Source organism: Vibrio fortis (genome assembly GCF_000695685.1).
GTDB lineage: Bacteria > Pseudomonadota > Gammaproteobacteria > Enterobacterales > Vibrionaceae > Vibrio > Vibrio fortis_A.
Map to the genome: position 1 here is coordinate 86,466 of NZ_JFFR01000013.1, position 24,299 is coordinate 110,764.

At 43.9% G+C, this 24,299-nt stretch carries 22 protein-coding genes and 1 pseudogene; 7 read left to right on the top strand and 16 right to left on the bottom strand.

Annotated elements, in window-relative coordinates; all coding sequences use genetic code 11:
- Positions 1-112 precede the first annotated feature (112 nt).
- The 4 genes and pseudogenes from VFDL14_RS13845 to VFDL14_RS13830 all read right to left on the bottom strand — a co-directional run.
- On the bottom strand, positions 113-2,890 hold the full coding sequence (locus VFDL14_RS13845) for a glycoside hydrolase family 3 protein (protein WP_032550717.1): 2,778 nt from the start codon (positions 2,888-2,890) through the stop codon (positions 113-115).
- A gap of 172 nt (positions 2,891-3,062) precedes the next feature.
- The gene (locus VFDL14_RS13840; RefSeq protein WP_032550718.1) at positions 3,063-5,396 is read right to left on the bottom strand and encodes an immunoglobulin-like domain-containing protein; all 2,334 of its coding nucleotides are present in this window, start codon (positions 5,394-5,396) and stop codon (positions 3,063-3,065) included.
- Between the two features lie 316 nt (positions 5,397-5,712).
- On the bottom strand, positions 5,713-5,997 hold the full coding sequence (locus VFDL14_RS13835; RefSeq protein WP_032550719.1) for a MazG nucleotide pyrophosphohydrolase domain-containing protein: 285 nt from the start codon (positions 5,995-5,997) through the stop codon (positions 5,713-5,715).
- A gap of 26 nt (positions 5,998-6,023) precedes the next feature.
- Positions 6,024-6,203: pseudogene (locus tag VFDL14_RS13830) on the bottom strand (PhzF family phenazine biosynthesis protein); the annotation flags it as partial.
- Between the two features lie 199 nt (positions 6,204-6,402).
- Between VFDL14_RS13830 and VFDL14_RS13825 the strand changes: the two are divergent.
- Entirely contained in the window at positions 6,403-6,879 is a 477-nt protein-coding gene (locus VFDL14_RS13825) for a peroxiredoxin (RefSeq protein WP_032550721.1), read from the top strand.
- Between the two features lie 230 nt (positions 6,880-7,109).
- On the opposite strand, the gene ahpC is transcribed toward VFDL14_RS13825, so the two are convergent.
- From ahpC to VFDL14_RS13800, 4 genes are all read right to left on the bottom strand, one after another.
- On the bottom strand, positions 7,110-7,667 hold the full coding sequence (gene ahpC / locus VFDL14_RS13820; RefSeq protein ID WP_032550722.1) for an alkyl hydroperoxide reductase subunit C: 558 nt from the start codon (positions 7,665-7,667) through the stop codon (positions 7,110-7,112).
- A gap of 241 nt (positions 7,668-7,908) precedes the next feature.
- Complete coding sequence (locus VFDL14_RS13810; RefSeq protein WP_032550724.1) at positions 7,909-9,078, bottom strand: MerR family transcriptional regulator; 1,170 nt, start codon at positions 9,076-9,078, stop codon at positions 7,909-7,911.
- Between the two features lie 61 nt (positions 9,079-9,139).
- Positions 9,140-9,646, bottom strand: coding sequence for a GNAT family N-acetyltransferase (locus tag VFDL14_RS13805; protein WP_032550725.1), 507 nt, complete (start codon positions 9,644-9,646; stop codon positions 9,140-9,142).
- A 187-nt stretch (positions 9,647-9,833) separates the two neighbouring features.
- A complete protein-coding gene (locus VFDL14_RS13800) occupies positions 9,834-11,135 on the bottom strand; it encodes a serine hydrolase domain-containing protein (protein ID WP_032550871.1) in 1,302 nt (433 codons plus the stop codon).
- A gap of 105 nt (positions 11,136-11,240) precedes the next feature.
- Here VFDL14_RS13800 and VFDL14_RS13795 point away from each other — a divergent pair, with 105 nt between their 5' ends.
- Positions 11,241-12,131: a LysR family transcriptional regulator gene (locus VFDL14_RS13795; protein WP_050487387.1), complete on the top strand. Its 891-nt coding sequence runs from the start codon at positions 11,241-11,243 to the stop codon at positions 12,129-12,131.
- Between the two features lie 93 nt (positions 12,132-12,224).
- Here the strand turns inward: VFDL14_RS13795 and VFDL14_RS13790 are convergent, their stop codons facing one another.
- Both VFDL14_RS13790 and VFDL14_RS13785 read right to left on the bottom strand, forming a co-directional pair.
- Positions 12,225-12,920, bottom strand: coding sequence for a pirin family protein (locus VFDL14_RS13790; protein WP_032550726.1), 696 nt, complete (start codon positions 12,918-12,920; stop codon positions 12,225-12,227).
- A gap of 26 nt (positions 12,921-12,946) precedes the next feature.
- Positions 12,947-13,390 (bottom strand): DoxX family protein, encoded by a 444-nt coding sequence (locus VFDL14_RS13785; protein WP_032550728.1) that lies wholly within the window; start codon positions 13,388-13,390, stop codon positions 12,947-12,949.
- A 299-nt stretch (positions 13,391-13,689) separates the two neighbouring features.
- On the opposite strand from VFDL14_RS13785, the gene VFDL14_RS13780 reads away from it, so the two are divergent.
- Positions 13,690-14,181 (top strand): VOC family protein, encoded by a 492-nt coding sequence (locus VFDL14_RS13780; RefSeq protein ID WP_032550729.1) that lies wholly within the window; start codon positions 13,690-13,692, stop codon positions 14,179-14,181.
- Positions 14,182-14,304: 123 nt separating this feature from the next.
- On the opposite strand, the gene VFDL14_RS13775 is transcribed toward VFDL14_RS13780, so the two are convergent.
- Positions 14,305-15,327 carry an ornithine cyclodeaminase gene (locus VFDL14_RS13775; RefSeq protein ID WP_032550730.1) on the bottom strand — a complete coding sequence of 341 codons (1,023 nt, stop codon included), beginning with the start codon at positions 15,325-15,327 and terminating at the stop codon, positions 14,305-14,307.
- 170 nt (positions 15,328-15,497) lie between these two features.
- Between VFDL14_RS13775 and VFDL14_RS13770 the strand changes: the two genes are divergently transcribed.
- Together VFDL14_RS13770 and VFDL14_RS13765 are read left to right on the top strand one after the other, a co-directional pair.
- Positions 15,498-15,926 (top strand): Lrp/AsnC family transcriptional regulator, encoded by a 429-nt coding sequence (locus VFDL14_RS13770; RefSeq protein ID WP_032550731.1) that lies wholly within the window; start codon positions 15,498-15,500, stop codon positions 15,924-15,926.
- 1,038 nt (positions 15,927-16,964) lie between these two features.
- Positions 16,965-18,605 carry a methyl-accepting chemotaxis protein gene (locus VFDL14_RS13765; RefSeq protein ID WP_032550732.1) on the top strand — a complete coding sequence of 547 codons (1,641 nt, stop codon included), beginning with the start codon at positions 16,965-16,967 and terminating at the stop codon, positions 18,603-18,605.
- 124 nt (positions 18,606-18,729) lie between these two features.
- On the opposite strand, the gene VFDL14_RS13760 is transcribed toward VFDL14_RS13765, so the two are convergent.
- The 5 genes from VFDL14_RS13760 to VFDL14_RS13740 all read right to left on the bottom strand — a co-directional run bounded on the left by VFDL14_RS13760 (position 18,730) and on the right by VFDL14_RS13740 (position 22,040).
- On the bottom strand, positions 18,730-19,779 hold the full coding sequence (locus tag VFDL14_RS13760) for a nickel/cobalt transporter (protein WP_032550734.1): 1,050 nt from the start codon (positions 19,777-19,779) through the stop codon (positions 18,730-18,732).
- A 40-nt stretch (positions 19,780-19,819) separates the two neighbouring features.
- Complete coding sequence (locus VFDL14_RS13755) at positions 19,820-20,455, bottom strand: DUF1007 family protein (RefSeq protein ID WP_235201687.1); 636 nt, start codon at positions 20,453-20,455, stop codon at positions 19,820-19,822.
- 324 nt (positions 20,456-20,779) lie between these two features.
- A complete protein-coding gene (locus tag VFDL14_RS13750; RefSeq protein WP_032550735.1) occupies positions 20,780-21,187 on the bottom strand; it encodes a hypothetical protein in 408 nt (135 codons plus the stop codon).
- Positions 21,188-21,274: 87 nt separating this feature from the next.
- Positions 21,275-21,481: a helix-turn-helix domain-containing protein gene (locus tag VFDL14_RS13745; protein ID WP_032550736.1), complete on the bottom strand. Its 207-nt coding sequence runs from the start codon at positions 21,479-21,481 to the stop codon at positions 21,275-21,277.
- A gap of 10 nt (positions 21,482-21,491) precedes the next feature.
- Entirely contained in the window at positions 21,492-22,040 is a 549-nt protein-coding gene (locus VFDL14_RS13740; protein ID WP_032550737.1) for a DUF2975 domain-containing protein, read from the bottom strand.
- 308 nt (positions 22,041-22,348) lie between these two features.
- Here VFDL14_RS13740 and VFDL14_RS13735 point away from each other — a divergent pair, with 308 nt between their 5' ends.
- Together VFDL14_RS13735 and VFDL14_RS13730 are read left to right on the top strand one after the other, a co-directional pair.
- Complete coding sequence (locus tag VFDL14_RS13735) at positions 22,349-23,254, top strand: 2OG-Fe(II) oxygenase (protein WP_032550738.1); 906 nt, start codon at positions 22,349-22,351, stop codon at positions 23,252-23,254.
- Between the two features lie 305 nt (positions 23,255-23,559).
- Positions 23,560-24,255 (top strand): VC0807 family protein, encoded by a 696-nt coding sequence (locus VFDL14_RS13730; RefSeq protein ID WP_032550739.1) that lies wholly within the window; start codon positions 23,560-23,562, stop codon positions 24,253-24,255.
- Positions 24,256-24,299 lie beyond the last annotated feature (44 nt).

The window sequence follows — 24,299 nt, forward strand, 5'->3', positions numbered from 1 at the left end:
ATAGCCTATTTTTGGTATCGAGGCTCAAAATGTAACGCATGGCTGCCCATTCCATAAAAAAATGCAGCGTTCTACACTGCATTTTACTCACTTTAATTTAAGCGCCTAGGCATTAACATGGGCTGAAATTCAACTCGTGCAATGTCGCTCCAGCTTTAACAAAATCGATACACAGATGGTAAAAGCCCTTTTCTAAGCGCATTTGCGAACCTTCAATGCTGATTCTCTCACCTTCAGTTCCGTGTACCGACAAAGACATGCAAAATTCATCATTGAGACTCAAAGCACAAGAAGATTGAGCCAGTGACGGCTTGGCATAACTCATCAACGCAGACACTTGGTAAGTTGCACCTTCGATTACTTCTACAACACAACTTGTTGTCTTGCTCATCTCTAGAGTCGATAGAGCTTCAAGAGCAACGGCGTCATTCCCTAAATATTCATTAAATGAACGGATAGCCTTCACTGGTTCATAACGCACAACAGGGCGTTTCATGGCCGGTGTATCCAATATGAACCAACAAATGTTCATCGCGCTACGTTGTAACTCACCGAGTGTCAGCGTGCCTTGCTCGATGGCTTGCAGGGTGTCATCTCCGGCTACGTTCGAGGCAGCACCATCATTATCTACAACCATATAGAGATCATTTTGAGATCGGATCATGTATGAAGTATGTATTTTGTCTTCAGAACCTGCTTCAGATGGGTGGTTCATTTTTGCCCACCAATCTGTCATCACAATGCCTTTGAACCCCCACTCTTCACGAAGTACGCTGGTGTTCAAATCGTAATTCGACGCCCCCCAATGGCCATTAACTGGGTTATAACATGTCATTATGGTCGTCGCACCACCGGACTTTACTGCCATTTCAAACGGCTTAATATGGACTTCTCTAATGGCACGTTCCGACATCACACTGTCTACATCCATCCGGCCCGTTTCTTGATCATTGGCAGCAAAGTGCTTAAGTGTGCCTGTCACTCCTGCTTTTTTTAAGCCTTTAACCTGCGCGGCCGCTAATGTTCCCGTGATAAACGGGTCCTCTGAAAAATATTCAAAGTTTCGACCGTTTAAAGGATGCCTATGAATATTGACGCCAGGGCCTAGTAAGGTATCAATTTGATACGCTCGAAGCTCCTCGCCCACCCAATAGAACAGCTCTTCATTTAGATCGGAGTTCCAAGTACAGCCTAACAAAGTGCCAATTGGAACTTGGGTTGCCTTATGTCCACTATCCATACGTATTCCAGAAGGGCCATCCGCTGCCGCTATAACAGGAATACCAAAGTCGACCAATTCATTAGATACACCACCGAATGCCGCAGCTGTACCAGGAGTTACTTTAGGGCTGCACATGCCTTCACCACGTACCAATGTCGCCAATTGCGAAAGAGACAGTTGAGCAACAAACTGCTCCATAGTGGCTCTTCCTAAACTCACATCAAGAAGCTTAAAACCTAAGTCCCCAGTAACCTCAAATTCACGAGGCAATTTAGACTCAATTCTTTCATGTAGTGACACACTCCTAGTTGGAACAGGCTCGAACTCAACTCCATAAGGACTAACACTTTGGGCTTGTGCTTTCGGTTTAATTCGCTCGAATGGGCGTAATGGCGCTAACGCTTCTTGGCACTCTTCAGTCACGAGAAGCTTAGATACATGATACATGTGCAATAGTTCTACGGTATCACGGACACTCGAACCAACATGGAAACGGTAATTCCCTTCTTCTAATACATAACAACTTTTGTTCCCTGTTACTCCGCTGTCATCATAAGAAGCCAAGTCTCTTACCGGGATAGAGATATGAAGAGTTTCTGATTCACTAGGTTCAAGTGGCGACGTTTTCTTAAATCCAACTAACGTTCGTGCCGATTTACCAAGTCGCCCTTGAGGGGCTTCTAAATAGATTTGGACGACGTCTTTACCTCGATAGCAATCACCCACGTTAGTCACTTTAATAGACATACGCACAACGGCGTTTTTGCCTTGACCAGCTATGTCAAAATCCGTCAATTCTTGTTTGAAGGTGGTATAGGACAAACCAAAGCCAAACTCAAATTGTACAGAGTTAGGTTTAAATGTTTCAAAATAACGATAACCAACATACACATCTTCTGCATAACAATTGTAACCAGTGCCCCCAAAGTTAGCGCTAGAAGGGTAGTCGCAAAGATCATAGGCAATAGTGTCTGTGAGTTTTCCAGAAGGTGAAACATCGCCTGAAATAACATCGGCGAGTGCATGTCCTCCTTCCATGCCAGCAGCCCAACAATAGAGAACCGCTTTAATCGCATTGCGATTCTCCATGGTGACTAACCAAGACATATCCATAATATTCGTAGTGTTCATTACAACGATTACATCGTCGAAGTATCGTGTAACTTTGACTAACATCTCCATTTCAATATCAGTCATTTTATAGCTGCCGGGAGCGTCAGCATTGTCCTGGTCTTCACCTGCCGTTCGGCCAATGATAAACATGGCTTTGTTAGACTGAGACGAAGCACGCTCAACTGATTCGTCAGTCAGCAACATCTCTTCTTGATACCAAGGCTCCGCCGCCCAACCGCCGCCGCCATCATCAAATGGGTTCGCTTTAACCCACTCACGATATTGTCGTGCTATCTCCTCATTTATATGAACCTTTTCGTTTCCTAATAGGCCTTCAATAATGGAAATAGAGTACCTGACATTGACTGCACCGCCTGATCCAGTGCCACTGCGGTAAGTATCCAGCTGACAGCGTCCAAAAATGGCCAAATTATCGCCTTGTTTAACGGGAAGCACTGCTTGATCATTTTTCAATAAAACAATGCCTTCGGTAGCAGCCTGTCTACTGATGGGAGCCAGCTTATTCTGAACTACTAATAAATTGTCTCTATCCATGAATTTTTATCTCCGAGATTGACACTCATGACTGTCGGTATTTAGTAAAAATAAAAAACTCTCTCAAATTTATATTCAAGCCCGTTCCATAGAAACAAATCGACCTTTGATACAAACTCGATACCCAAAAAGTTGGCCTCTCCAATCGCAGAGAGGCCATTTTTAATTGAATCTAAGGTGTTGCGGGTTTTACGGTAATGTCATCAAGATACACTTGTTGACCTTCTGGGCCAGCAACCAGTAGTTCAACAGAAAGTGAATCGGCGTTTTCCCCCAGAGTCCATGGAATCTCAACAGTTTGCCAATCTTCATTTACAGTCCAGAACTCCTCCCACTGAGAAGATGCAGGTAGGCCAGACCCTTCCGCAGATTCACTATGAAGACCGGCTTTAAACACTCCACCCGCTGTAAATGTGCCTTTAAGCTTCATTGAGAGAACCAGTTGATCGCCCGGCTGTACCGAACCTTGAGCAAAGCGTTCTTGTTTGATAACACCAGAGCTAAACATCACGGCGCCGTCAACTACTTGTGCATCAGTACTGAATTGTAGCCAACCGTCCAAGCCAGATGAGAAGTCACCATTGATCATTAGGTTATCAACGTCTTCCGCAGCAACAACGTAGACGGTTCTCTCTGCAACAGATTCGTTACCATCAGAATCCTGCACTGTGTAAGTAATGGTATGAGTGCCCACTTCTGATGTACTAAAGTCGTCACCAACTACCACAACAGAGGCAGTGAGATCACCATCTACATTGTCCGTAACTGAATACCCCGGTTCGACGTACTCTTCACCCACCGACATACGCACCGCGCCTTCAGACAAAGTAATCACCGGAGCAATCATTTCTGCGGTAATCGCACTTAAAGAAACATTATCCAATGTAATTGGTGTAGCCACGCCACCGCCAACAGCAAAGATGAAGTGGATAGGATTTGCTGCATTTTCATTTGCAGTGAATTGAACACTGTATGACTCAAGTTCGGTAGATAGACCAATTGTTGTATCGTCCATAACAGGTAGATACCATGGATCTGCTGTTAACAGCTCACCCACTTGCAAAACGATATTACGCGCTTCGCCCGCTTTGGCGTCGAAGCTAGCTACGTAAGTTTGCCCCTCTTGTAACACAACAGAAGATTGAACCAATCTAGGCTGCCATGACGCACCTGGCGTAAACTCTGACACAACGAGTTGCCCATCGACGATTTCCACGCTACCTTCACCTTGGTCAAGAACCCATTCCTCACCAATTGAGGCTGAGAAATCACCATTAACGATTAGGTTCTCAGATGCTACAGGTTCGTAAACCGTTACCGTTCTCTCAATAGTACCTGTGTTGTTTGAACTATCCGTGGCGGAGTAACTAATGGTGTAATCACCAACAGTATTCACGTCCACAGAGCCAGTGATCGTGATATCAGTAATCTCCCCATCAACGTCATCAGTCGCTGTTGCACCTAGTTCAACGTATTCGCCATCGAGCTCGACACGTATTGTTGAAGCACCATTTAAAGTAAGTTCCGGCGGTGTAACATCATTTTCTACATCTGGGGCTGCTTCAATGATGACGGTTCGCGTAACTGGCTTACCTACGTTGCCAGTAGTATCGACTGCGCTGTAAGTAATTTGATAAGTACCATTTGTATCTGCATCAACTTCGCCAAGCTCACCGTACGTTTTGGTGACGACTATTTCAGTTTCATCATCTTGGTTATCAGTGACCGAGTAGCCTGGGTCAACGAACGAATCCGTTGCATCTGGATAGTTAAGCTGGGTGATAGATGCACCGCCAACAAGTGTCAGTTCAGGGCCTTCTGAGTCACGATACTCTGGATAAATCGCCACGTTATCAACGTTATAAACTGTCGCATCCGCATGTGGGTACATCTTAATGGACTGAATCGTTGCAATATCGGCATTCCCTTTCAGCAACTCAGACTTAGTAAAAACAAAATGCCCCCACTCCTCTGTAGGTTCTGATGCAAAATCAACGCTTGTTGTTACATCAGTGCCACTTCCATTTTGTCCTTCTACAACAAAAGTCCACTGAGTTGCACTATCGCTATATCTCGCGATAGAGGCTGAAGAAGACGCTACGTTAGCTGCTCCTACCAGACGAACATCAAACTCAATCGTTGATGCGTCAGGAAGGCTATCCAAAGCAACTTCACCAAGGTCAAAACCTCCCACTAAACCTGAATCATCAGCCGTCGTAAACTGCACAACATTACGGGTTGTTCCACTTTGTGCTGCGATGTCAGAAGTGACGATTGGCGTATGTGCGTTGGCCGGAACAACAAAAGTTGGCGTCTCACCATCTTCACCACTAAATACGCCTTGCGTCGGTGATATATGGAAACCTTGGTCCGCAACATACTCTTCCGATGGTGAAGGTGTCGTTACTACCGCATCATTATCATCACTATCACATCCGACCAATGTCAGACCAAGCGCCACACACATGGCGATATTGGATAGCTTAAATTTTCCCTTTGTTTCCATACATTACCTCATTGACTCGACATATCGCCCTCGAAAATGAAAGCGCTTTCTTTTAATAAATGGTCACACAGAGCTAGGAAGGAAAATAGGCGATAATTAGCATTGTTTAAACAAAGTCACAGATACGAAATCAAACAAATCTTGTTTAGTGATCTACCTTCTCAAAACTATAACTTTTTGGGATATGGTCATTTGACGGGGTATTAACCAAGAAAGCCGGGGCGCAGCTGTTCTCGAAACCCGACTCTTTTAGGTATTGTATTAAGGAAAAGAAAGTTGAGATCTTTCAAACATAAGCTGAATTTATTGCCCTCGATCAACGGTTGTATTTAGCCTTGTTTAGAACTTCTTTAAGTTCGTGAGTTTTCTCTAAGTCCACGTCGTAGATGTTTGCCAAAGCACAGACGTAGTAGAGAACATCATACAACTCTTCAGCAATCGAACCCTTTAACTCTTCTAATGCTGGCTGACCACTTTGGCCTTTACGAATGGCTTCCGACACTTCACCAACTTCTTCTATCAACTTTAAGAAATAGTGTTCCGACAGCTCAGGGGCATGATCAAACGCTTTGATGTGGTTTTGTAATTCAGATAATTTCATAACTTCCTTTTACGCTTATCTACTGTTTATGTTCGAAGAGTCACATTGGCGATAACGGTGATCAACGAGTCTGAAGCCTTCTCGACATGAAACAGACCACCCGCTTTAGATAATTGGCGAACACTCAGAGTTTCCACGCCAAGCTTATTAAACCAATACGGAGCTAACGAGCATTGTGCTGACCCTGCCGCCAAATCTTCATCTATCCTGTTTTTAACCTTCAACGAGTTATCAAAGATCATTGATCCAGAAAAAACTCTTAAGTAAGCAGCAAGATATCGCGAGTGATGCGAATAGTCTATTGCTCACTTTTAGTAATATTCTCAATCCCTTACTTTCTGTCGGTGGTTCAATCCACCATTGCTCGCTACACTGTTTATTACAAACACAACAAGGAAAGCAAACATGATCCAGCAAGGCCAAACATTACCGAGTGCAACTCTTAGCGAACTGACCGATGAAGGAATGCAGAATCACTCAACTGAAGAGCTCTTTGCAAACAAGAAAGTCGTACTTTTTGCAGTCCCAGGCGCATTTACACCAACGTGTTCTGAAGCCCACCTACCTGGCTATGTTGTTTTAGCAGACCAAATCAAAGCCGCAGGCGTTGACGCGATTGCATGTGTGTCTGTTAACGACGCATTTGTGATGAGCGCATGGGGTAAGGCACACAACGCATCTGAGATTCTGATGCTTGGCGATGGTGATGCAAGTTTTACTAAATCACTTGGGTTAGAGATGGATACCGCGACCTTTGGTGGCGTGCGTTCTCAAAGATACGCAATGATCGTGGAAAATGGCGTAGTCACACAACTCAATGTTGAAGAACCAAAACAATTTGAAGCAAGCAAAGCCGAGACAATTTTGGCTGCTTTGAAGTAACAACAAAAAAGCCACTCCTAAATCCATAGGAGTGGTGTCGAATTTGCGACAAGTTTCTAACAAGAACGTGTTGGACAGAGGGAGAACTTACGCCCCACCATATGACTTACTTTCGTAAAACCAAGCGGACATATCTCGGTGTCATGGTGAAGCGTTAAGATGTAGGTCGGCGCACCAAAGCCCTTTAGGAGGCAGGCTAAGGCACGCCTGTAGAACGGGTTAGCAGATGCTTAGATCTTACCTACTAGGTCTAGAGATGGCGCTAGAGTCTCTTCACCTTCTTTCCATTTAGCTGGGCAAACTTCACCTGGGTTGTTTGCAACGTACTGAGCCGCTTTAACTTTGCGTAGTAGGTCTTCAGCGTCACGACCGATGCCTTCAGCAGTGATTTCCATTGCTTGGATAACACCTTCTGGGTCGATTAGGAACGTAGCACGGTCTGCAAGGCCTTGACCTTCACGCATTACGTTGAAGTTGTTTGTGATAGTGCCAGTTTGGTCGCCTACCATGAAGTACTCGATAGTACCGATCTTGTCAGAAGTGTCGTGCCATGCTTTGTGAGAGAAGTGTGTGTCTGTTGATACTGAGTAAACTTCCACGCCACGAGATTGAAGCTCTGCGTATTTCTCTTGTAGGTCTACAAGTTCAGTAGGACATACGAAAGTAAAATCTGCTGGGTAGAAGAAGAATACTGCCCACTTACCTTTCACGTCTTGCTCTGAGATTTCTACGAATTCGCCGTTTTTGAATGCCGTTGCGTTGAATGGTTTGATTTCTGTGTTGATCATGATTTTGCTCTCTCAATAATTCGCTTGTGTTTGCGCTCTCTTGCGCTGTTGGGGTTATATTGCATCGAATCTTTAGGAGGGTAAATTTGAACTTTTCTATCAATTCAGTAGGTAAAACCTATCAAAAGAAACCTGAACAAAAACAGTGCAGTAAGTACCAACAAAAAACGGACCCAAAAGGTCCGCTTATCATTGTGATTGAGTTGAACAGAGAAAGTGGTTGCCTATCAGAGCGTACAAATCAACGTTTCGCCAGTACAAACATGTGATAGCCAAACTCATGAGCGCGCTGCGTACATAAATTAACTTCATGTTTAATATCTTTAAACGCTGGCGATTCCGCCATTTCGCTCTCAAGCTCAGCGACTCTTTCACCTAATGGACCGTAATAGTTCAACCATGCTTCCTCGCTCATTGGAAAATGGTCCACGACCTGATAACTCATCTTGTTCATCTGTTCGATACGCGTTTGTACCAGTTGGATATCTGGGTACTCTTGGTTCCAAAAGTCGATAGATTCTTTGCTCGGCGAATCCGTGCGCCAAACCATGTCGCTGATCATGACGTAACCATTATCACTTAGCAGATCTTTCCACGCAGCAAGGGCTTTCTCTACGCCCATGATATAAGCACTGCCTTCAGCCCACATTAGATCAAAGCTTCGTTTCGCAAAAGGTAACTCAGTCATACTCGAACATTCCGTTTCGAGACGCTGAGACAATCCGAGTTGCTCAAATCGTTCGGTTAATCTGTCTAGTGCTGACTGTTCATTATCAATCGCGGTAATCGTCGCTTCAGTCTGTTCTGCCAATACTTGTGTCGCCAGCCCTTTACCACAACCAATCTCTAGGATCTTAGTCGGCTTAGTCGGTACTCGCGACAGTGCTTTCTTAGTTTCTTCTTCGCTGCCTGGTCCCCATCGCTCTAGCGTTTCAAATACACGCATAAAGTCAGCCATATAGAGATTATGTTCGTTCATATCTTTTGATAACCATTTCAATCGCAACGCTTCTTTCTCACTAAAGCCTTGCTTCATTAACCAATCAAGATGAGCATCTGGAGCCAGTTTATCTAGCCCTTCATGCCATGCCTTTAAGTCACCCTCTCCGAGCATCGCCGCTAATAGGGTTCGTGACTTTTGTTTCTGCTCTATCTCTTCATCTAATGCTATGAGTCGATTCTGAAGTAATTGCCTGTCTACCTTAGCCTCAAGGCAAATCTTACATTCCTGCAGCGTCAAACCACCAGCTTGTAACTGTTGAATCAAGCGCACACGCTGCACATCTTTGTCACTGTATACGCGATACCCGTTCTCTAATCGGCGACCAGAGATAAGGTTTTGCTTCTCGTAATAAAGCAGTGCAGTTCGCGACAGCCCTACTTTCTTTGCGAGCTCAGATATTTGATACATGGTTTACGCTCACTCTTTTTAGCTTAAGTTCACTACTTTAAACTATGAAGTTGTAGACAAGTCAACCAAAGAACGCTGAGTGATAGCTCACTTCGCCCTCAGGGAACTCACCGTTGAATGACAATGCTAGGAAGTACTCTGCTGGCACACCTGATAACGTTAATTCTGGCTGTGCTTTAAAGCCGAATCGGCCGTAATATTGAGGTTCACCGAGTAACACAACGCCCTCAAAACCTAAGCTTTGCACTTGTGAAAGTGCCTCGCGAATCAATGCACCTCCAATACCTTTACTTTGATGAGAAGGAGCTACGGACACAGGGCCTAAACCTAACCATCGGCTTTCGCTCCCACCAATTAGCACTGGAGACAAAGCAATGTGTCCGATGAGTTGTTCTTCTTCCTCGCAAACAAGAGAAAGCGTTAATGCGTTTGCTTCTCGCAATCTGCTCACGATCAAATGTTCAGTCGGCTTTGCACCTGGTTCATGGTGAGGGTGATTTTCGAATGCTTGGTAAGTGATTGACTCTATGTAATTTATGTCTAGTTCTGATTCATGTCTAATGTTCATATCTGTGTATCCGATTAATGAGTATTCGCCGACAACGATTTAACGTCTCAGCGTTTTCAATAATCAAACTATAAAGTGTAAAGCTATAGACAGGTCAACATCGAATCGCAACTTTTTTATCTACCGATACGAATATCCATCAGATAGAAATAAGGCGCTCTTCTGAACGCCTTGTGTAGTTGGAAAATTAAAGAGAGTTTGCCAGAGACTCAAAAGCATCCAGTCGAATCTTGGAAGTCTCCCTTGCTGCATTGGAAGCACTGTCGGCAGAAGAGAACGTCGCTATAACAACATTTTTATCTTGGTTGATGTAAAGGAACTGACCAAATACACCTCGGTAGGTCGCGATATTTTTCTCAGAGTCATGCACCCACAAAAAGTTCTTGTACCCCTCTAGATGAGAGTCATACACTGCGCCCTCTTTCTGTTTGTAGATACTGTTGTTGGTCGCCTTTCTGTCTTGCTCATCCACATTGAATGAATCTTTCACCCACTTCTCGGAGAAAACCTGTTCGCCGTTGTATTGCCCATTGTTGACCATGGCCAAACCCACACGAGCAAAATCGCGCAATGTCGTGTTAAATCCACCGGTTGCGATTGGGTTATAGCCGATGTCAGACATAAAGAAGGCATCATGCTCAGTGCCAAGCTTGTTCCAAATATTGTCTGCAATGAATTCGTTCAGCGGCTGCCCCGATACTCGCGCAATCACCCACCCGATAACATCCACATTTGGGCTGTGATATTCAAAGGTGTTGTTGATTGGTAAATCTTCAGACTGTTCAAACATACCTGCAAAACTGAGTAGGTCACGCGGCGTGTCATCTTTGGTTGGGTCGATAGCCATTAAGTCATACCCAGGCACAAACCCTAAGCGGCGGAAATATTCATAATGCACCTCGCCTGGCGTCATGTTGACGTAGTCCTCACGGTAGTTGAGCGCAGATGTCATGTTCAGAACGGTGCGCAGAGACTGTTCACCAAAGTGAGTGCCAGCAAGCTCGGTTACATATTTGCTCACCTTCTCATTCACATCGACTTTGCCTTGCTCTACCAACAACCCCAGTGCTTGGCCAACGAGTGATTTGGTACTCGACGCCCAAAGGTGTTTGTCTCTATGGCCAAAATCGCCAAAGTACTCCTCATGCAGGACTTTGCCATCCTTAATAACGATGTACCCATCAGTGAAGTCATTGATCATCGCGTCTCGAAAAGTGTATTCAGTTTCGCCATACTTAAATTTGTGCTCAATAATTTCAGGTCTTAAATTATGTGGAAGTTCACTAATCGCACCGTCTCGCGGAACCATCACCACCGGGTGAATACCCATATTTTGAAACGACCAATGATTGTATGGATGCTCTGTGTAGTTACTCAATGTCACTTGCTCGGCAGGCTTTGCAGGTACTGTCGACATAGGTTTGATTTCTGCAACTGCTCCGATAGAGAAAGTGCTCGCAATAACGGCAGTAAGTAATGATGGTTTCATGTTCAAACTCTCCAAGAATAGTCTTTGTGTACGCAGCAAGAATATCGTGATAATTTCGAACATATAAATCCATAATGTACGCCTTAAACGTACAAGGGTGAGTTCATGATCTCGATTGAGCAAGTTACCTGTTTCACTACTGTTTACGAACTTCAGAGCTATAGCGCAGCGAGCGTTCAACTCAACAAAGCTCGCTCTACAGTGCGTGAGCGTATTAATGCATTGGAAGATTTAATGGGGATTGAGCTTTTCACTATTGAAGGTAAGAAAGCACAGCCTACAAGTATTGCCCATCGGCTTTACCCTCGCGCTCGCTTGCTGGCTCGTCAATCGTTAGAATTTGAAAATATTGCCTTCTCAGCTTACAAAGGCGAATTAAGTCGAATCAGCATCTACCATGACTCTTCAACGCCAGTTCAACTACTCTCACTCATTGATAGTAGCGTTAAACAAAAGCACAACGAGATAGCGATTGATTGGTTGCAGAAGGATAGAAATGAGAGCTTAAAACGTGTCGAAGACGGAGACGCATTTATCGCGATCATGCCTGGGCTTGGTAATCTCCACCCGACTTCAGGTGTGGGTAACATCAACTTGGGGACTTGTGAGTTAGGGCTGTTCACAGCGCAAAGATCTTCCCTACCCAATCACCCTATATCGATAGCGGAATTAAGTGTTGAGCTTCAACTTATCACTGAAAATGATCGTTCAAATGGGCTGCGACACACTAATGTCAGCTGTCATAGCGAAATAGTCTCCAGCAAAACACTGCTCATCGAGAAACTAAAGCAATCCGGTTGGACAGTATCCGCAAAAGCGGACATGCAACCCTACATTGATAAGGGAGAGATCAGACAGCTGAATCTCATTGAAGCGCCAGAGCTGATTAGGCAAGATTGCGTTTTGTTTTATAACCTCTCCTCTGAAGCCTCTGAGCTAGAGTCAGACATCATCGCAACGATTGCGCAAATTGCGAAGAATTACCTGAAGAGATAGAAGCACACTCTTTTAGATGTACAGGCACCTTGGCCATAGACCACCAATAACGAAAAGCGACCCACTCAGAATGGGTCGCCTAGGAACTCTTTGTTATGGCAGATCAAACACCAGTGCCGTAACTGACTCGCTTGATTGGTTAGCAAATTTCAACTGATTCTGAGCTTCCACTTTAGCGCCGTCTCCTGCATCGAGAAGCACTTCATCAACAGACAGCTGCCCAGTGACCTGATGAACATACACATTCCGGCCTTTGATAATCGGTAGCTCAATACTCTGTCCTGGCTCCAGGATAAGCTGGTGCAGAGTGGCATCTTGTTTTATGTGCAGGGTGCCATTACGACCATCGGGTGTTGCTATCGCCGTAAGGCCAGTGTTGTTACCGAAATCTTTCTGTTGGTAACCCGGCTTATTGCCGACAGTATTTGGTTGTATCCAAATTTGTAGGAATTTTAAGTCCTCACTCTGTGAACCATTGTATTCACTGTGATAAATACCACTCCCGGCAGACATGAGTTGGAACTCTCCAGCAGGTAACGTTTGTACATTACCTTCGCTATCTTTGTGCTCAATCACACCCTCAAGGACGTAACTAATGATCTCCATGTCACGGTGTCCATGAGTATCGAAGCCCGCGCCCGGCTTGACTAGGTCATCATTGATCACACTCAATGCCGAAAACCCCATGTGCTTTGGATCGTAGTAGTGACCAAATGAGAATGTATGTTTGCTATCTAACCAACCGAAATTTGCTGTTCCTCGATCGTTTGCATGACGTAGTGTGATCATAATGATTTCCCCCTTCAGCTAGCGGTTTAAGCCAGCTTTTTAGCTATAGTTTCGTCAATGGCTGCTTTTCCTGCACCTGAGAACGCCAAAGACACACTCGCGGCCAGTAGCGCTAAACCAAACTCGTAGCCATTGTTTGACATGAAAAGGCCGTTTTCAAAATGAACCGCAAAAATTGCAACTAACATCGTTACCGCTAGTGAAGCCGCGGCTGGGCGTGTAAGTAACCCAAGAAGAATAAACAGGCCACCGAAAAACTCTGCGCTGCCCGCTAACAAGGCCATCAACACGCCAGGGCCAAGACCAATTGATGCCATCCATTGCCCTGTGCCCTCAAGGCCATAACCACCAAACCAGCCAAACAGTTTCTGAGCGCCGTGTGCCATAAAGATAATGCCAACCGGTACTCGAAGTGCCAATGCACCAAAGCCAGCGTTTGATTGTACGAGTTTTTGAATTAATGCTTTCATCATCTTGTCCTTAAAGTTGTTCGTTTAATATGAGGTCGCTTAACTGGTCTCCCTCAGCTGTTGGTAAACAGTCTAGGTGGCACTGCCAACAGAAAGAATCCGACAGTTTTGATGCATTAATTCGAATTTTTCGAACAAGATTTATTGAACTATTTCTCCAATCACATCAATAATAAAAAATTATTATTAATATAAATTATGATAATTTCATTTAATCAATCTAACATCTTATTATTCTCTCCATCGAAGCGAAACGCTGAAAACAAGACAATTTATCTAGACAGATTTTGGAGCAGAATATGAAAATGAATCACGTTGGAATCATGGTTGGCGATATGGACAAAGCGGTAGAGTTCTACACGAAAGCGCTAGGTCTTCGCGTTGTAATGAACAACACTAAAGTGATGGAAGAGCGTGAGTCAGCAATTGGCCGTATGTGTATTGCTGTGTTTGGTGAAGGTTTCAAAGGTTTCAACATTGCCCACCTAGTAACATCAGATGGTATTGGCGTTGAGCTATTCGAGATGGTTGACCGTGAAGAACGTCATAACGTTGACTTCTCTCGTCTAGGTATCTTCCACTTCTGTTTGCAACTACCAAAAGAGCAGTTTGAATCAGCAATCAAACGTGTTGAAGAGTTTGGCGGTAAAGTGCGTATGGATATTCACCGTTACCACCCAGAAGACGAACTAAAACAAGCACAAATGGTTTACCTAGAAGACCCGTTTGGTAACTTATTTGAGTTCTACTCACACTCTTACGAAGACACATACGCTTCTGACTACGAGTAATCCTCTTACTCAGAGGTAAACAAGTTTTCAATGCCCATTAGCGACTATTGCTAATGGGCATTTTCTTTCTTTGTCACTTTAACCCGCAACAACAGCGCAAATCTAAACGCGCCAGGTTACGAGTTATTGCGTCGCTTTCATCAGACCAAACAGATCTTTAGGATTGCTCATACGTGGCACTAACTCTATTGTTTCGCCAAAGCCGAGCTGAGTAGCAAGATCATAGATATAACGCAGTACTGAAAGATCTTCGAGGGCAAAGCCAACCGAATCAAAGATAGTGACTTGCTGTTCACTTTCCCGTCCAATGCTCTTACCCGCAATCACTTCCCATAGTGGGTAAACAGGGTGCAGATCTGGCAACTGTTGGATATCCCCTTCAACACGAGTTTGCGGCTCATGTTCTATAAAGATTTTGCCACCAAGCAATACATCAAGATGCAACTCGGTTTTACCCGGACAATCCCCGCCCACGCCATTGATGTGCATACCCGGCTCAACCATATCAGGCGTCAAGATAGTCGCATACGCCTTATCCGCGGTCACCGTTGTGACAATATCAGCACCGCGCACGCACGACTTTGCGCTGTCCGCTTTGATCACCTTTAGATCAGGGTAAGCCTCAAGATGCGCAGCTAGCTTATCCATCGCATCCGAATCGATATCGAAGATTCGCAGCTCTTTAATACCTAAAATGGCATGAAATGCGATGGCCTGAAACTCGCTTTGAGCACCGCAGCCAATCACCCCCATAGACTGGCTATCTTTTCGTGCCAACGCCTTAGCCGCCATCACAGAAGTGACCGCTGTACGCAGAGCGGTTGAAATAGTCAGCTCGGTCAGCAAGCGTGGATAACCAGTCGCCACCTCGGACAAAGCACCAAACGCCATTACCGTCGAGAGGCCTTGATTTGGGTTAGATGGATGGCCATTCACGTATTTGAAGCCATATAGATTATGGTCTGCGACTGGCATTAATTCGATAACCCCAACCTCGCTGTGCGCTGCGGTTCGAGCCGACTTATCAAACTCTGGCCAACGACAGAAATCTTGTTCCATATATCCAAGTAGATCAGCCATGAAAGTATCGGCACCTTGCGTATTCACTAGGCGGCCTAACGCTTGTACATCCAAAAATAGTGTCATCCAACAGCTCCTCAATCTCTTATTATTCCAATGCATACTGTGAATGGAGATAGTCTAGACGCGACTTAAGCCAACAAAAAGACAGAAAAGTGTACAAATATTTATCTAGAACTGGCATTTTGATAGCATCATTTATCAATATGTCAGTAAAAAACTATTCAGGAGAAAGCGTGAGCAACCTAGACGACAAGGATCGCGAGTTAATCGCTCTGCTAAGAAAAGATGCACGTATGCCAGTAGTTAATCTCGCCAAGCACCTGAAGGTATCACGCGCTACAGTACAAAACCGGATCAGCAAGCTGGAGAGGTTAGGCGTGATCCTCGGTTATACAGTCAAACTTAGCGAAGATACTGAGCAGAGTCAGGTAGAAGCAATCATTAGCATTTGTGTAGCGGCTAAGGATGAGAACAATGTACTTAAGAACCTGCAGAGTTTTCCTGAGGTATTAAGCGTGTATCACACGAATGGAAAATGGGACCTGATAGCCAATCTACGCAGCCCAAATCTTTCAATGTTGGGTGGCGTGCTAGGCCGAATACGCTCTATCGATGGCATTGAGCAGACCGAAGCTAACTTGCTAATCAACAAGATATTCTGATCGACAAACATCATAACCCCCGACTAATCAGGACAACTTAGCTATGAATGATTATGTATCAGTGAGCTTGCTAGATTAGCAAATCATGAATAATTACAGGTATGGGAAAGATGGTGACAATATGGCGCGCGGTAAGCAAAACCGCGCCGGTATAAAGGTGTGATTTCGGTACGAACTGAGGTAGTTTCGTTGGCTCAATGCATCGAACTGCGTAGTTTGTCACTTCGAGCAAAAACAAACATTAAGATAAAACAGAAGAGCAGTAAAGCTGATGAAATTTGTAAAGTAAGCAAGCTTTCAGATACAAGAGGTAACGCCAATGAAAAAATGCATAGTGCTACAATAAACAGTTCGAAAGCAGCGCCTATAAATGAATAATTATGACGAAAAAGTGCCCATCTATAACTCATTGATAACTCCATTATTGAGTTTAGTTAAAAAAAGCGAAGGAGCATGCTCCTTCACTTTTTTCGAGGTTGATAAATCAACCCCAAGCTGAGTACTCACTTTACAAAATAACATAGTAAATATAAATGTTTAGATTCAAAAAGATAGACATTGAACATGTTGATGCGTCAATTTAAAAGTGGCATTTTCTGTATTATTATGACATTGGTGAACATTCGTTCAAAAACAACCATACCCTTTGAGATTGATCGTTACCAATTTCCCTCTGAGCGATATTCGGTTTACAGAATAGCTCGGCAATTTACTGTGTTTTTACAGCCCACGATCGAGCAGAGCTTGCTTTTCCCATTCTTAAGAAAGCCATATATCCACACATCATTCCGCTTACCAACACCCAACTTCCCACATTAGATTTATTAATGCGTAGTTTAGCTATCTATTGTTATTAACTGTTCGAATGGATCAATGTTCAGATTGATAGGTCTTTGCCAAAAACAACTGAACAGTGATTAGCAAATATGGTAGCCCGTTTAAGTTAGATGCACCAAATGTTGTAATAGTGTTAACATGCATCACCAAAAAAACTACAAACCGCCCTCTATTCTTTGAGGGTTATAAATGAGGTGTAGCGTGAACTACTTATCAACGATGACTGTTCGGAACCGCCTAGCTTTTGGCTTTGGGGCCATACTAGCTCTAATGACTCTGTTGACCATTTTAGGGATCCAAAAGGTTAACTCCATCGACAAAACGCTTGCTGAGATTACTGACATAAACTCAGTTAAACAGCGGTATGCCATTAATTACCGCGGCAGTGTTCATGACAGAGCCATTGCCATTCGTGATGTTGCAATCGCAAGAAACGTACAAGAAGTCATGTCGTTCGAGAAAACGATTCGTGAACTTGAAAGTTTCTATACCGAATCTGAGCAAAATATGGAAAGAATGTTGGCCAGTGGTGCTCCATTCTCAAGCAAAGAGCGTGACATTCTTGCTCGAATAGATGAAATTCAAAAACACACTCTTCCTTTAGTTGAAGAAATCTTGACCGCAAAAAAAGACATGCAGCCAGTAACGGATGTCGTCCTTGATCAAGTCAGGCCGGCATTTATCACATGGCTAGATACCATCAATGAGTTTATTGATTACCAAGAAGCGGAGAACCAAAAACTCACACCTGAAGCGAGAATGGTTGCTGGCGGTTTCCAAAACCTCATGCTAATCCTTACTCTTATCTCTCTCATTGTTTCTGTCGTTATTGGAGTTCTTATTGAGCGCAGCTTCAGAAAATCACTGGGTGGTGAACCATTTGTTGCGCAATCGGCAATTAAGCAAATGGCGCAAGGGGATCTCACGAATGTCGCGTCCAACAATTATCACGGCAGTATTCTTGATTCGTTGTCTGATATGAACCAAAAGATAACCAGCATCGTCAAGAACATTATCGGGGCTTCAAATAGTCTTGCAGGTAAAATTGAGGATGTCTCCCAAGGCTCTTCTCAAGTACTAGAATCGGCGACTCACCAAGCGAGATTGACGCAAGAAACGGCTCAAAAGTTGGACGAACTGCGTCACAGTATCGATCAGGTATCCTCTATCGCGACTCATACAGAAGATAATTCAGAGATGACAGTGGAGTTTGCACTTAAAGGTCGTCAAGTAGTGAACGAGGCTGCACTAGAGATGGAGAAAATCTCCTCAACGGTTAACACAACAGTGGAACAAATTGAGCGCCTAGAAGACAGAACGAAACAAATTGGTAGTATCGTCAACGTAATCAGTGAAATCTCTGATCAGACCAACCTACTGGCGCTGAATGCCGCTATCGAAGCTGCCCGTGCTGGTGAATCTGGTAGAGGCTTTGCTGTTGTAGCCGATGAAGTGCGTAGTTTGGCTCAAAGAACCGGTGATGCTACCTCTCAGATCGCGACTATGATTAACGAAGTTCAAACCGAAACAGCTGCCTCAGTAGCCGCCATGAACACAACGCAGCCTCAGGTTGAAAATGGTAAAGCGCAGACTCAAAGTGCTTCAGAATTACTTCAAAATATCGAGCAGCAAGCCAATGACTCTCTCAAGAAAGTCAAAGAAGTCGCATTAGCAACGTCGAGTCAGGTAACGGTTGTTGGCGATATCTCACACGCAATGGGCGATATTTCACAAATGTCTAGTGAGTCAATTGAGCATATGCAGAGTAATGATAATGCGACCAATGCACTGAATGAATTAGCTTCTCAGCTCAAGCAAGAAGTCGCTTATTTCAAGGTGTGATGACAACAACTGTTTACTCAGAAGTCTCATCTAACGAATGATCGTTAGGAAGGTCAGTCAAAAAGGATTGGTAGGCATACCAATCCTTTTTTCTATATATAATCCACCTGTTCACTCGATAACATTACATCGTAAAGACAGGCGACATGCCGCTCTCTTGTCCATTTAGAAGTAGAGTTCCGATGACGATTAGTAACATTCCACCAAACAGCTGCAAGTAATGGCCGGCAACTTTCCATGTTTCGTTACCGTTTTTATTACCTGCCGATAGATAACGTTTTACTAAGTGTTTTCCAGTAAGCGTCATTATGGCGATCAGCGAAGTGGTCAACGCGGTGCCGACAGCCATCGCCAACGCACTCAATACGCCCATCCAATACATACCAACAACATTGGCAAACAGCAGTACCATAACCGCACCAGTACACGGTCTCACGCCGATAGTAACAATAATCCCGGTATATTCTCGTAAGGTTGAAGCTTTATTAATTGCCTCTGCGTCAGCGACATGCTGGTGGCCACATCCACAGTCTGCGTGATGCGTATGAGAAACTGGCTTTTGAATGCTTATCGAGTTTAAGGTTGGTGCTTGCATTGTCAGCGGTGACTGTCCACTCGTCGCCAGGTCAGTAATGGCTTTCACTTTGAGTTTAGGTTTACGCATAGTTTGATAGATATTACGCAGCGCTTTCCAACAGATCAAAGCACCAACAGCAGCAACCAAAGCAAAACTCAATAAAACAAACATATTTGCTTTATCATTCACTACGCGCATTGAAGCGTTGAAGCCCCAAATCAAAACACTAACCAGCAGAATAGCAACCAATGCCTGCAGTAATGCGGAAACGACAGTAAGCACCAAACTCGCTTTAGCCTTTGTGGGATGCGTTGCTAAGTATGTCGAAACAATCACTTTGCCGTGTCCAGGTCCCAGTGAATGAAGCATACCGTAGACAAAACTAAAACCAATTAAGTAACTCCCTGCAACCCATGGTGAAGACTTTGCTTCATAGAGCAAATCAGCAAGTTGGGCGTTTACTTCTCTTTGCCACTGAATACTCGATAAAACCAAAGACGGCCACATTGTCCAAAGTTGATATAGACCAACAATAACAAGCAGTGCTGCGCCGGCACCGATCAGGCAGTGGTTTATTTTGAATTGACTTTTCTGCATTGGATTAGCACCTATGATTGTTCATTTATAACCAACAACATCACTGAGAATCGGTGACTGTGGCACAGTTGAGTTTAATAGTTTGAGTAAAAAGCTGGCCTAACGTGTTATCAGGATCAGCATCAACCGATAGCGACATTGCGTAGCTCATCTGTTCTGGGGTTGGATTAGGTTCAACTAGATCCAGTGAGCACTGCCTTTCTAATTCAGGAGACAAGCTAACGTCGCTCTTAGAATCCCACGACATATCAACAAAGTAGCTCGGGTCAAAAATCAATAGTCGTAACGTATCTCTCGTCACCGCCTTAGGCTTAGACAGTGGTAGATCGAAAGTCATCACAAGTTTCGCTTTATCTCGCTTGAACTTAGCGTTCTCGGCGATGGCGTATTTTATTGGCGTTTCACCATCATAAAAGTAAGTGAAGTAGTGCTCATACATCATGTTATCTATGACTGATGACGCAAGTTTCTTAAAGGTCTCTTCTTCACTCTCTGCGGCTATGTCTTCACCATCGAGCATGTACATAGAGGTCATGGCGTCAAACGACCACTCCATCGACAGGCCGGTGATCATCCCACTCTCCCCTTCTATATGGGTTTTCATTTCAATCCAAGAGTGGGGATGAGCTTGTAAGCTAGGAGCCAAAAAGAGCAATGCTAGACAAGAGAAAGCCATTCTTTTAAGGCGAGCATTCAACAAATGATTGATAAAGCGAGGCACTATGTGCAGAAAGGAGTAGATAAATAACAGGTAAGATTTCATGGTTAACATTTACGGCTTTACATATTGTTATAATATAACAACCAAAGCCATGTTCACACCATTCATTCTCACGCGAAACGTAACGCGATATGACAAAGTTAACTTTATTCGGAAGACCAAAACTAAAAAAGCCACTGATTTATCTTAACGTTAGATAAATCAGTGGCTTTTCGAATCACTTAAACCAAATGTTAAAGTGTAGAGCTCGCTTTGAAACCAGCATCAATTACATTGAAGCTATCGTTTCTTACCCTGCTGTACTAATTTCTCATGCCAAGCAGTACTTCCGTCTCGCTTGCTCACTTCATATTCGGCACAGAATTGAGAGATGGTCATATTGTTATCTCCCGTCGCTAACTTAAGCGCCAATTGAACTTGTTGAAGCTTACTTTGCAATCGTAAAATTTGTCCTGCGTTTGGACTTTTTTCTTTCGCATATTTCAGCGCTGCGTGTTTACGTTCCGCCGCACCTGCTCTTCGGTCTGCTTCGCCTAACAGAAACTTTAGCTGACCGATCGTTTTACCTTTCTTAAAAGCAGGTTCAAGCAGCTCAGCGCATTCGTCGAAACTCGGGTTCTCAACATATGGGTCGATTTTGTGAGCTTGTTGGCGCATCCACTCTAGCGCTAATTCTTCGTCTGACATCGTGAAACCTTGGCGAACAAAAGAGGCATATAGTATCGCTCATTAAGGTTGGGCTGCAACATCGGATTATAGCCCAAGCAACCCTCCTTAAGTCGCTTGATAGACGATGATGTCCCCGGGTTGGCACTCTAAGACTTCACATATCTTCTCTAACGTACTAAATCGTATCGCTTTCGCCTTACCATTTTTTAGAATCGATAGATTCTGTTCGCTGACGCCAACCTGTTCAGACAGCTCCTTCAAACGCATTTTGCGTTTCGCCATCATTACATCAAGGTTAATAACTATGTTCATGCTTCGCGCCTTAGATGGTGTGTCTTTGCTCATCAGCAATTTTTTGAGCTTCATTCATAACGTATGAAATAACCAATACAATCATTCCACAAAACAGTGTAACAACATCTAAGCCTGTAAAGCTAATAGATAAAATTCGTTGTCCTGGAGGATTGTTGAAACTCAGAACCACAGAAATGAGACCACCATAAACAAGCCCCCCAAATGCCCAGTAAAAGAAACTCAACCCTAACTTGCGATAATACTTCACCGTCTCAACAGTAAACACTTCACTCGCTTCATAACTCTTAAATAGCTTGGTTAAGATCAGAAGCGCGTAGAAGATAACACCACAAGGAAGAAGACTCACAACTAGCGCCCACATTCTTGTCTCGATGGAAAGCGGTTGAGATGTGTAGCTCGATATATCGTGACTGAACTGAATAATGCCAGTCGTCGTTAAGAAATCCCAAGGTGTTTGGACAAATGCCCAAAAGTAGACCACTGACAGTGGAAGCAACAACATTAAAGCCTGCAAAACCACTCTAATGTTACGGCTGTATCTCTGAATTTCTTTCATATGAACTCTCCAACATATTGGTATGTAGACTTGATTATAATCAGAGATGACGAATAAACAACAAAAATTTATCGTTTATCATTAAATATAGAACCCAAAACGATAAAAAACGAGCTAAGAACAGGGCGTTGGCGAATACACTTCAACCAAAACAAGTGGGTGACTTTATGGCTTAATCCCTCTCTCAATTGATTATTGGAGCTATTTTTCAACGATTTGTTGATAGTGTTTCTTTATTGGGCTTATTTATCTACGAAATGAGAAGTAATAAGTTCGTTCCATAAGAAATCAGAATAGGAAATGGAACGATGACACTGAACCAATTACAACAAGCACGCGACGTGCAACGCCCAACCCGAGATGCAATGTTAAAGAGATCACCTGAAGTCCACGCATTCTGGAACAACAATAGAGCACTCTTTGAGAACGCATGGCGTGAATGGGAAATGAGTCAGGACTTAGCGCCATTAACGGAATTACTTATCGATCATAAATTGCGTGATGCGATCAATAATTCATGGGCTGACCCAGCGAAAGAAAACTTAGTTAAAGAGTTGATAAGCGAAGTAGCGCCTGGCGTCTTCAAGTTTCAATTCTTTGATATTGATGGAATCAAAGAACTTCGCAACTACTTTTCATCTGCTTCGAGTGCAGACATCCCACTAAGACCACCTTACGGCATTGCGTTGAATCGAGGTGGTGCAATGTTGGACGCACGTTCGGAAGGTTATCTAGCCGCACCAAGCTTTCAGACGTTCTATCGTGAAATGCTGGATAAGTACATGAGACCGATCGCCCGGCTTCTGTTCCCTGAAATAGTCGGTTACGATGCACAAACATTCGGTTTTTCAATTCGATATGAACCAAACACGGATACTTCTTTGAGAATGCATACTGATGCGTCTTCGGTAACGATGAACATCAACATGAACCTTCCTGAAGAAACCTTCTCAGGTTCTGAAGTCAGCTTTTATGATCCAACAACCGGAGGGTTAGTTGACCAAACCTTTGAACCGGGCGTAGCGTTGATCCATAGAGGTCATGTACCCCATGCAACTCACCCAATCACCCAAGGTGAACGTTCAAACATCGTGTTGTGGCTGTATGGAAATCGTGGGCAAATTCCGATGCAGGATGCTAACTATACATCTATCGATGCCACCCAGCGTTGGACCACTCCTACTGACAAACTAGACGCATTTGCTCCTTTTTAACCGAACATCAGAGAGTTAGCGAATTGCAGTGGTTTCACTTTTTAGACGTTGGACGGCCTATATTGCAAAAACCCGTGCCCAACTGACCGAAAGGAAATATAGAGAATAAAAGCCACTGTATTCGCTTCTCGTGACAACTTTTGACCCTGTATCCTTGCCTGACTCTCCAGTTTGTGGCTCAATGGCGGCAAATATTTCATAACTCGTTACACAACGCGACGCATGAACACTTTACATCTGCTGCCATGCAATCGACACTTCTAATGAAGTAACTAGCATCGATATAACAGAGTCAATAAAGCATTATGAACAACACGACCGAAAAAAAGTCGAATCCCCTATTCGAGATCCTTTTTAACGTATTTATCCCATCTTTTATCTTGATGAAGTTTAGCGGTGAAGAACACCTAGGCACTGCCATGGCGCTGGTTGTTGCTTTGCTGTTTCCTGTCATTTACGGTGGCATGGATCTTATCCGTAACAAGAAGTTCAATTTCATCGCAGCTCTTGGTTTCATCAGCGTTTTATTAACGGGTGGCATTGGTCTACTGGAGCTAGACACTCGTTGGTTAGCACTTAAAGAAGCCTTGATTCCGGGGCTTATCGGCTTAGCGGTATTGGGCTCAACCTTTACTCGCTACCCATTGATGCAAAAAATGCTGCTTAACGACAGCGTGCTTAACTTGCCGCTCATCAATGAACGTCTTGAAGCCAACGGCAAAAAAGAAGCCTTTGATCGCTGCTTGATGTCTTCAAACTACCTATTCGCAAGTACGTTCGCTTTCTCTTCAGCAATGAACTACTTCTTAGCGACGTGGATTGTGACTAGCCCTGCAGGCACAGCAGCGTTTAACGAAGAGCTAGGCAAACTCACTCTTTACAGCTACCCAGCAATTGCAATCCCAAGCATGCTGATGATGTTTGGTATTTTTTACTACATCTGGCGTCAAGTGCGCGCAATGACTCACTTGGAAACCGAGCAAATCTTTCACACTAAGTAACGGTTTCGGCTAAACAATACAACGCCTCAAACGGAACAATTCGT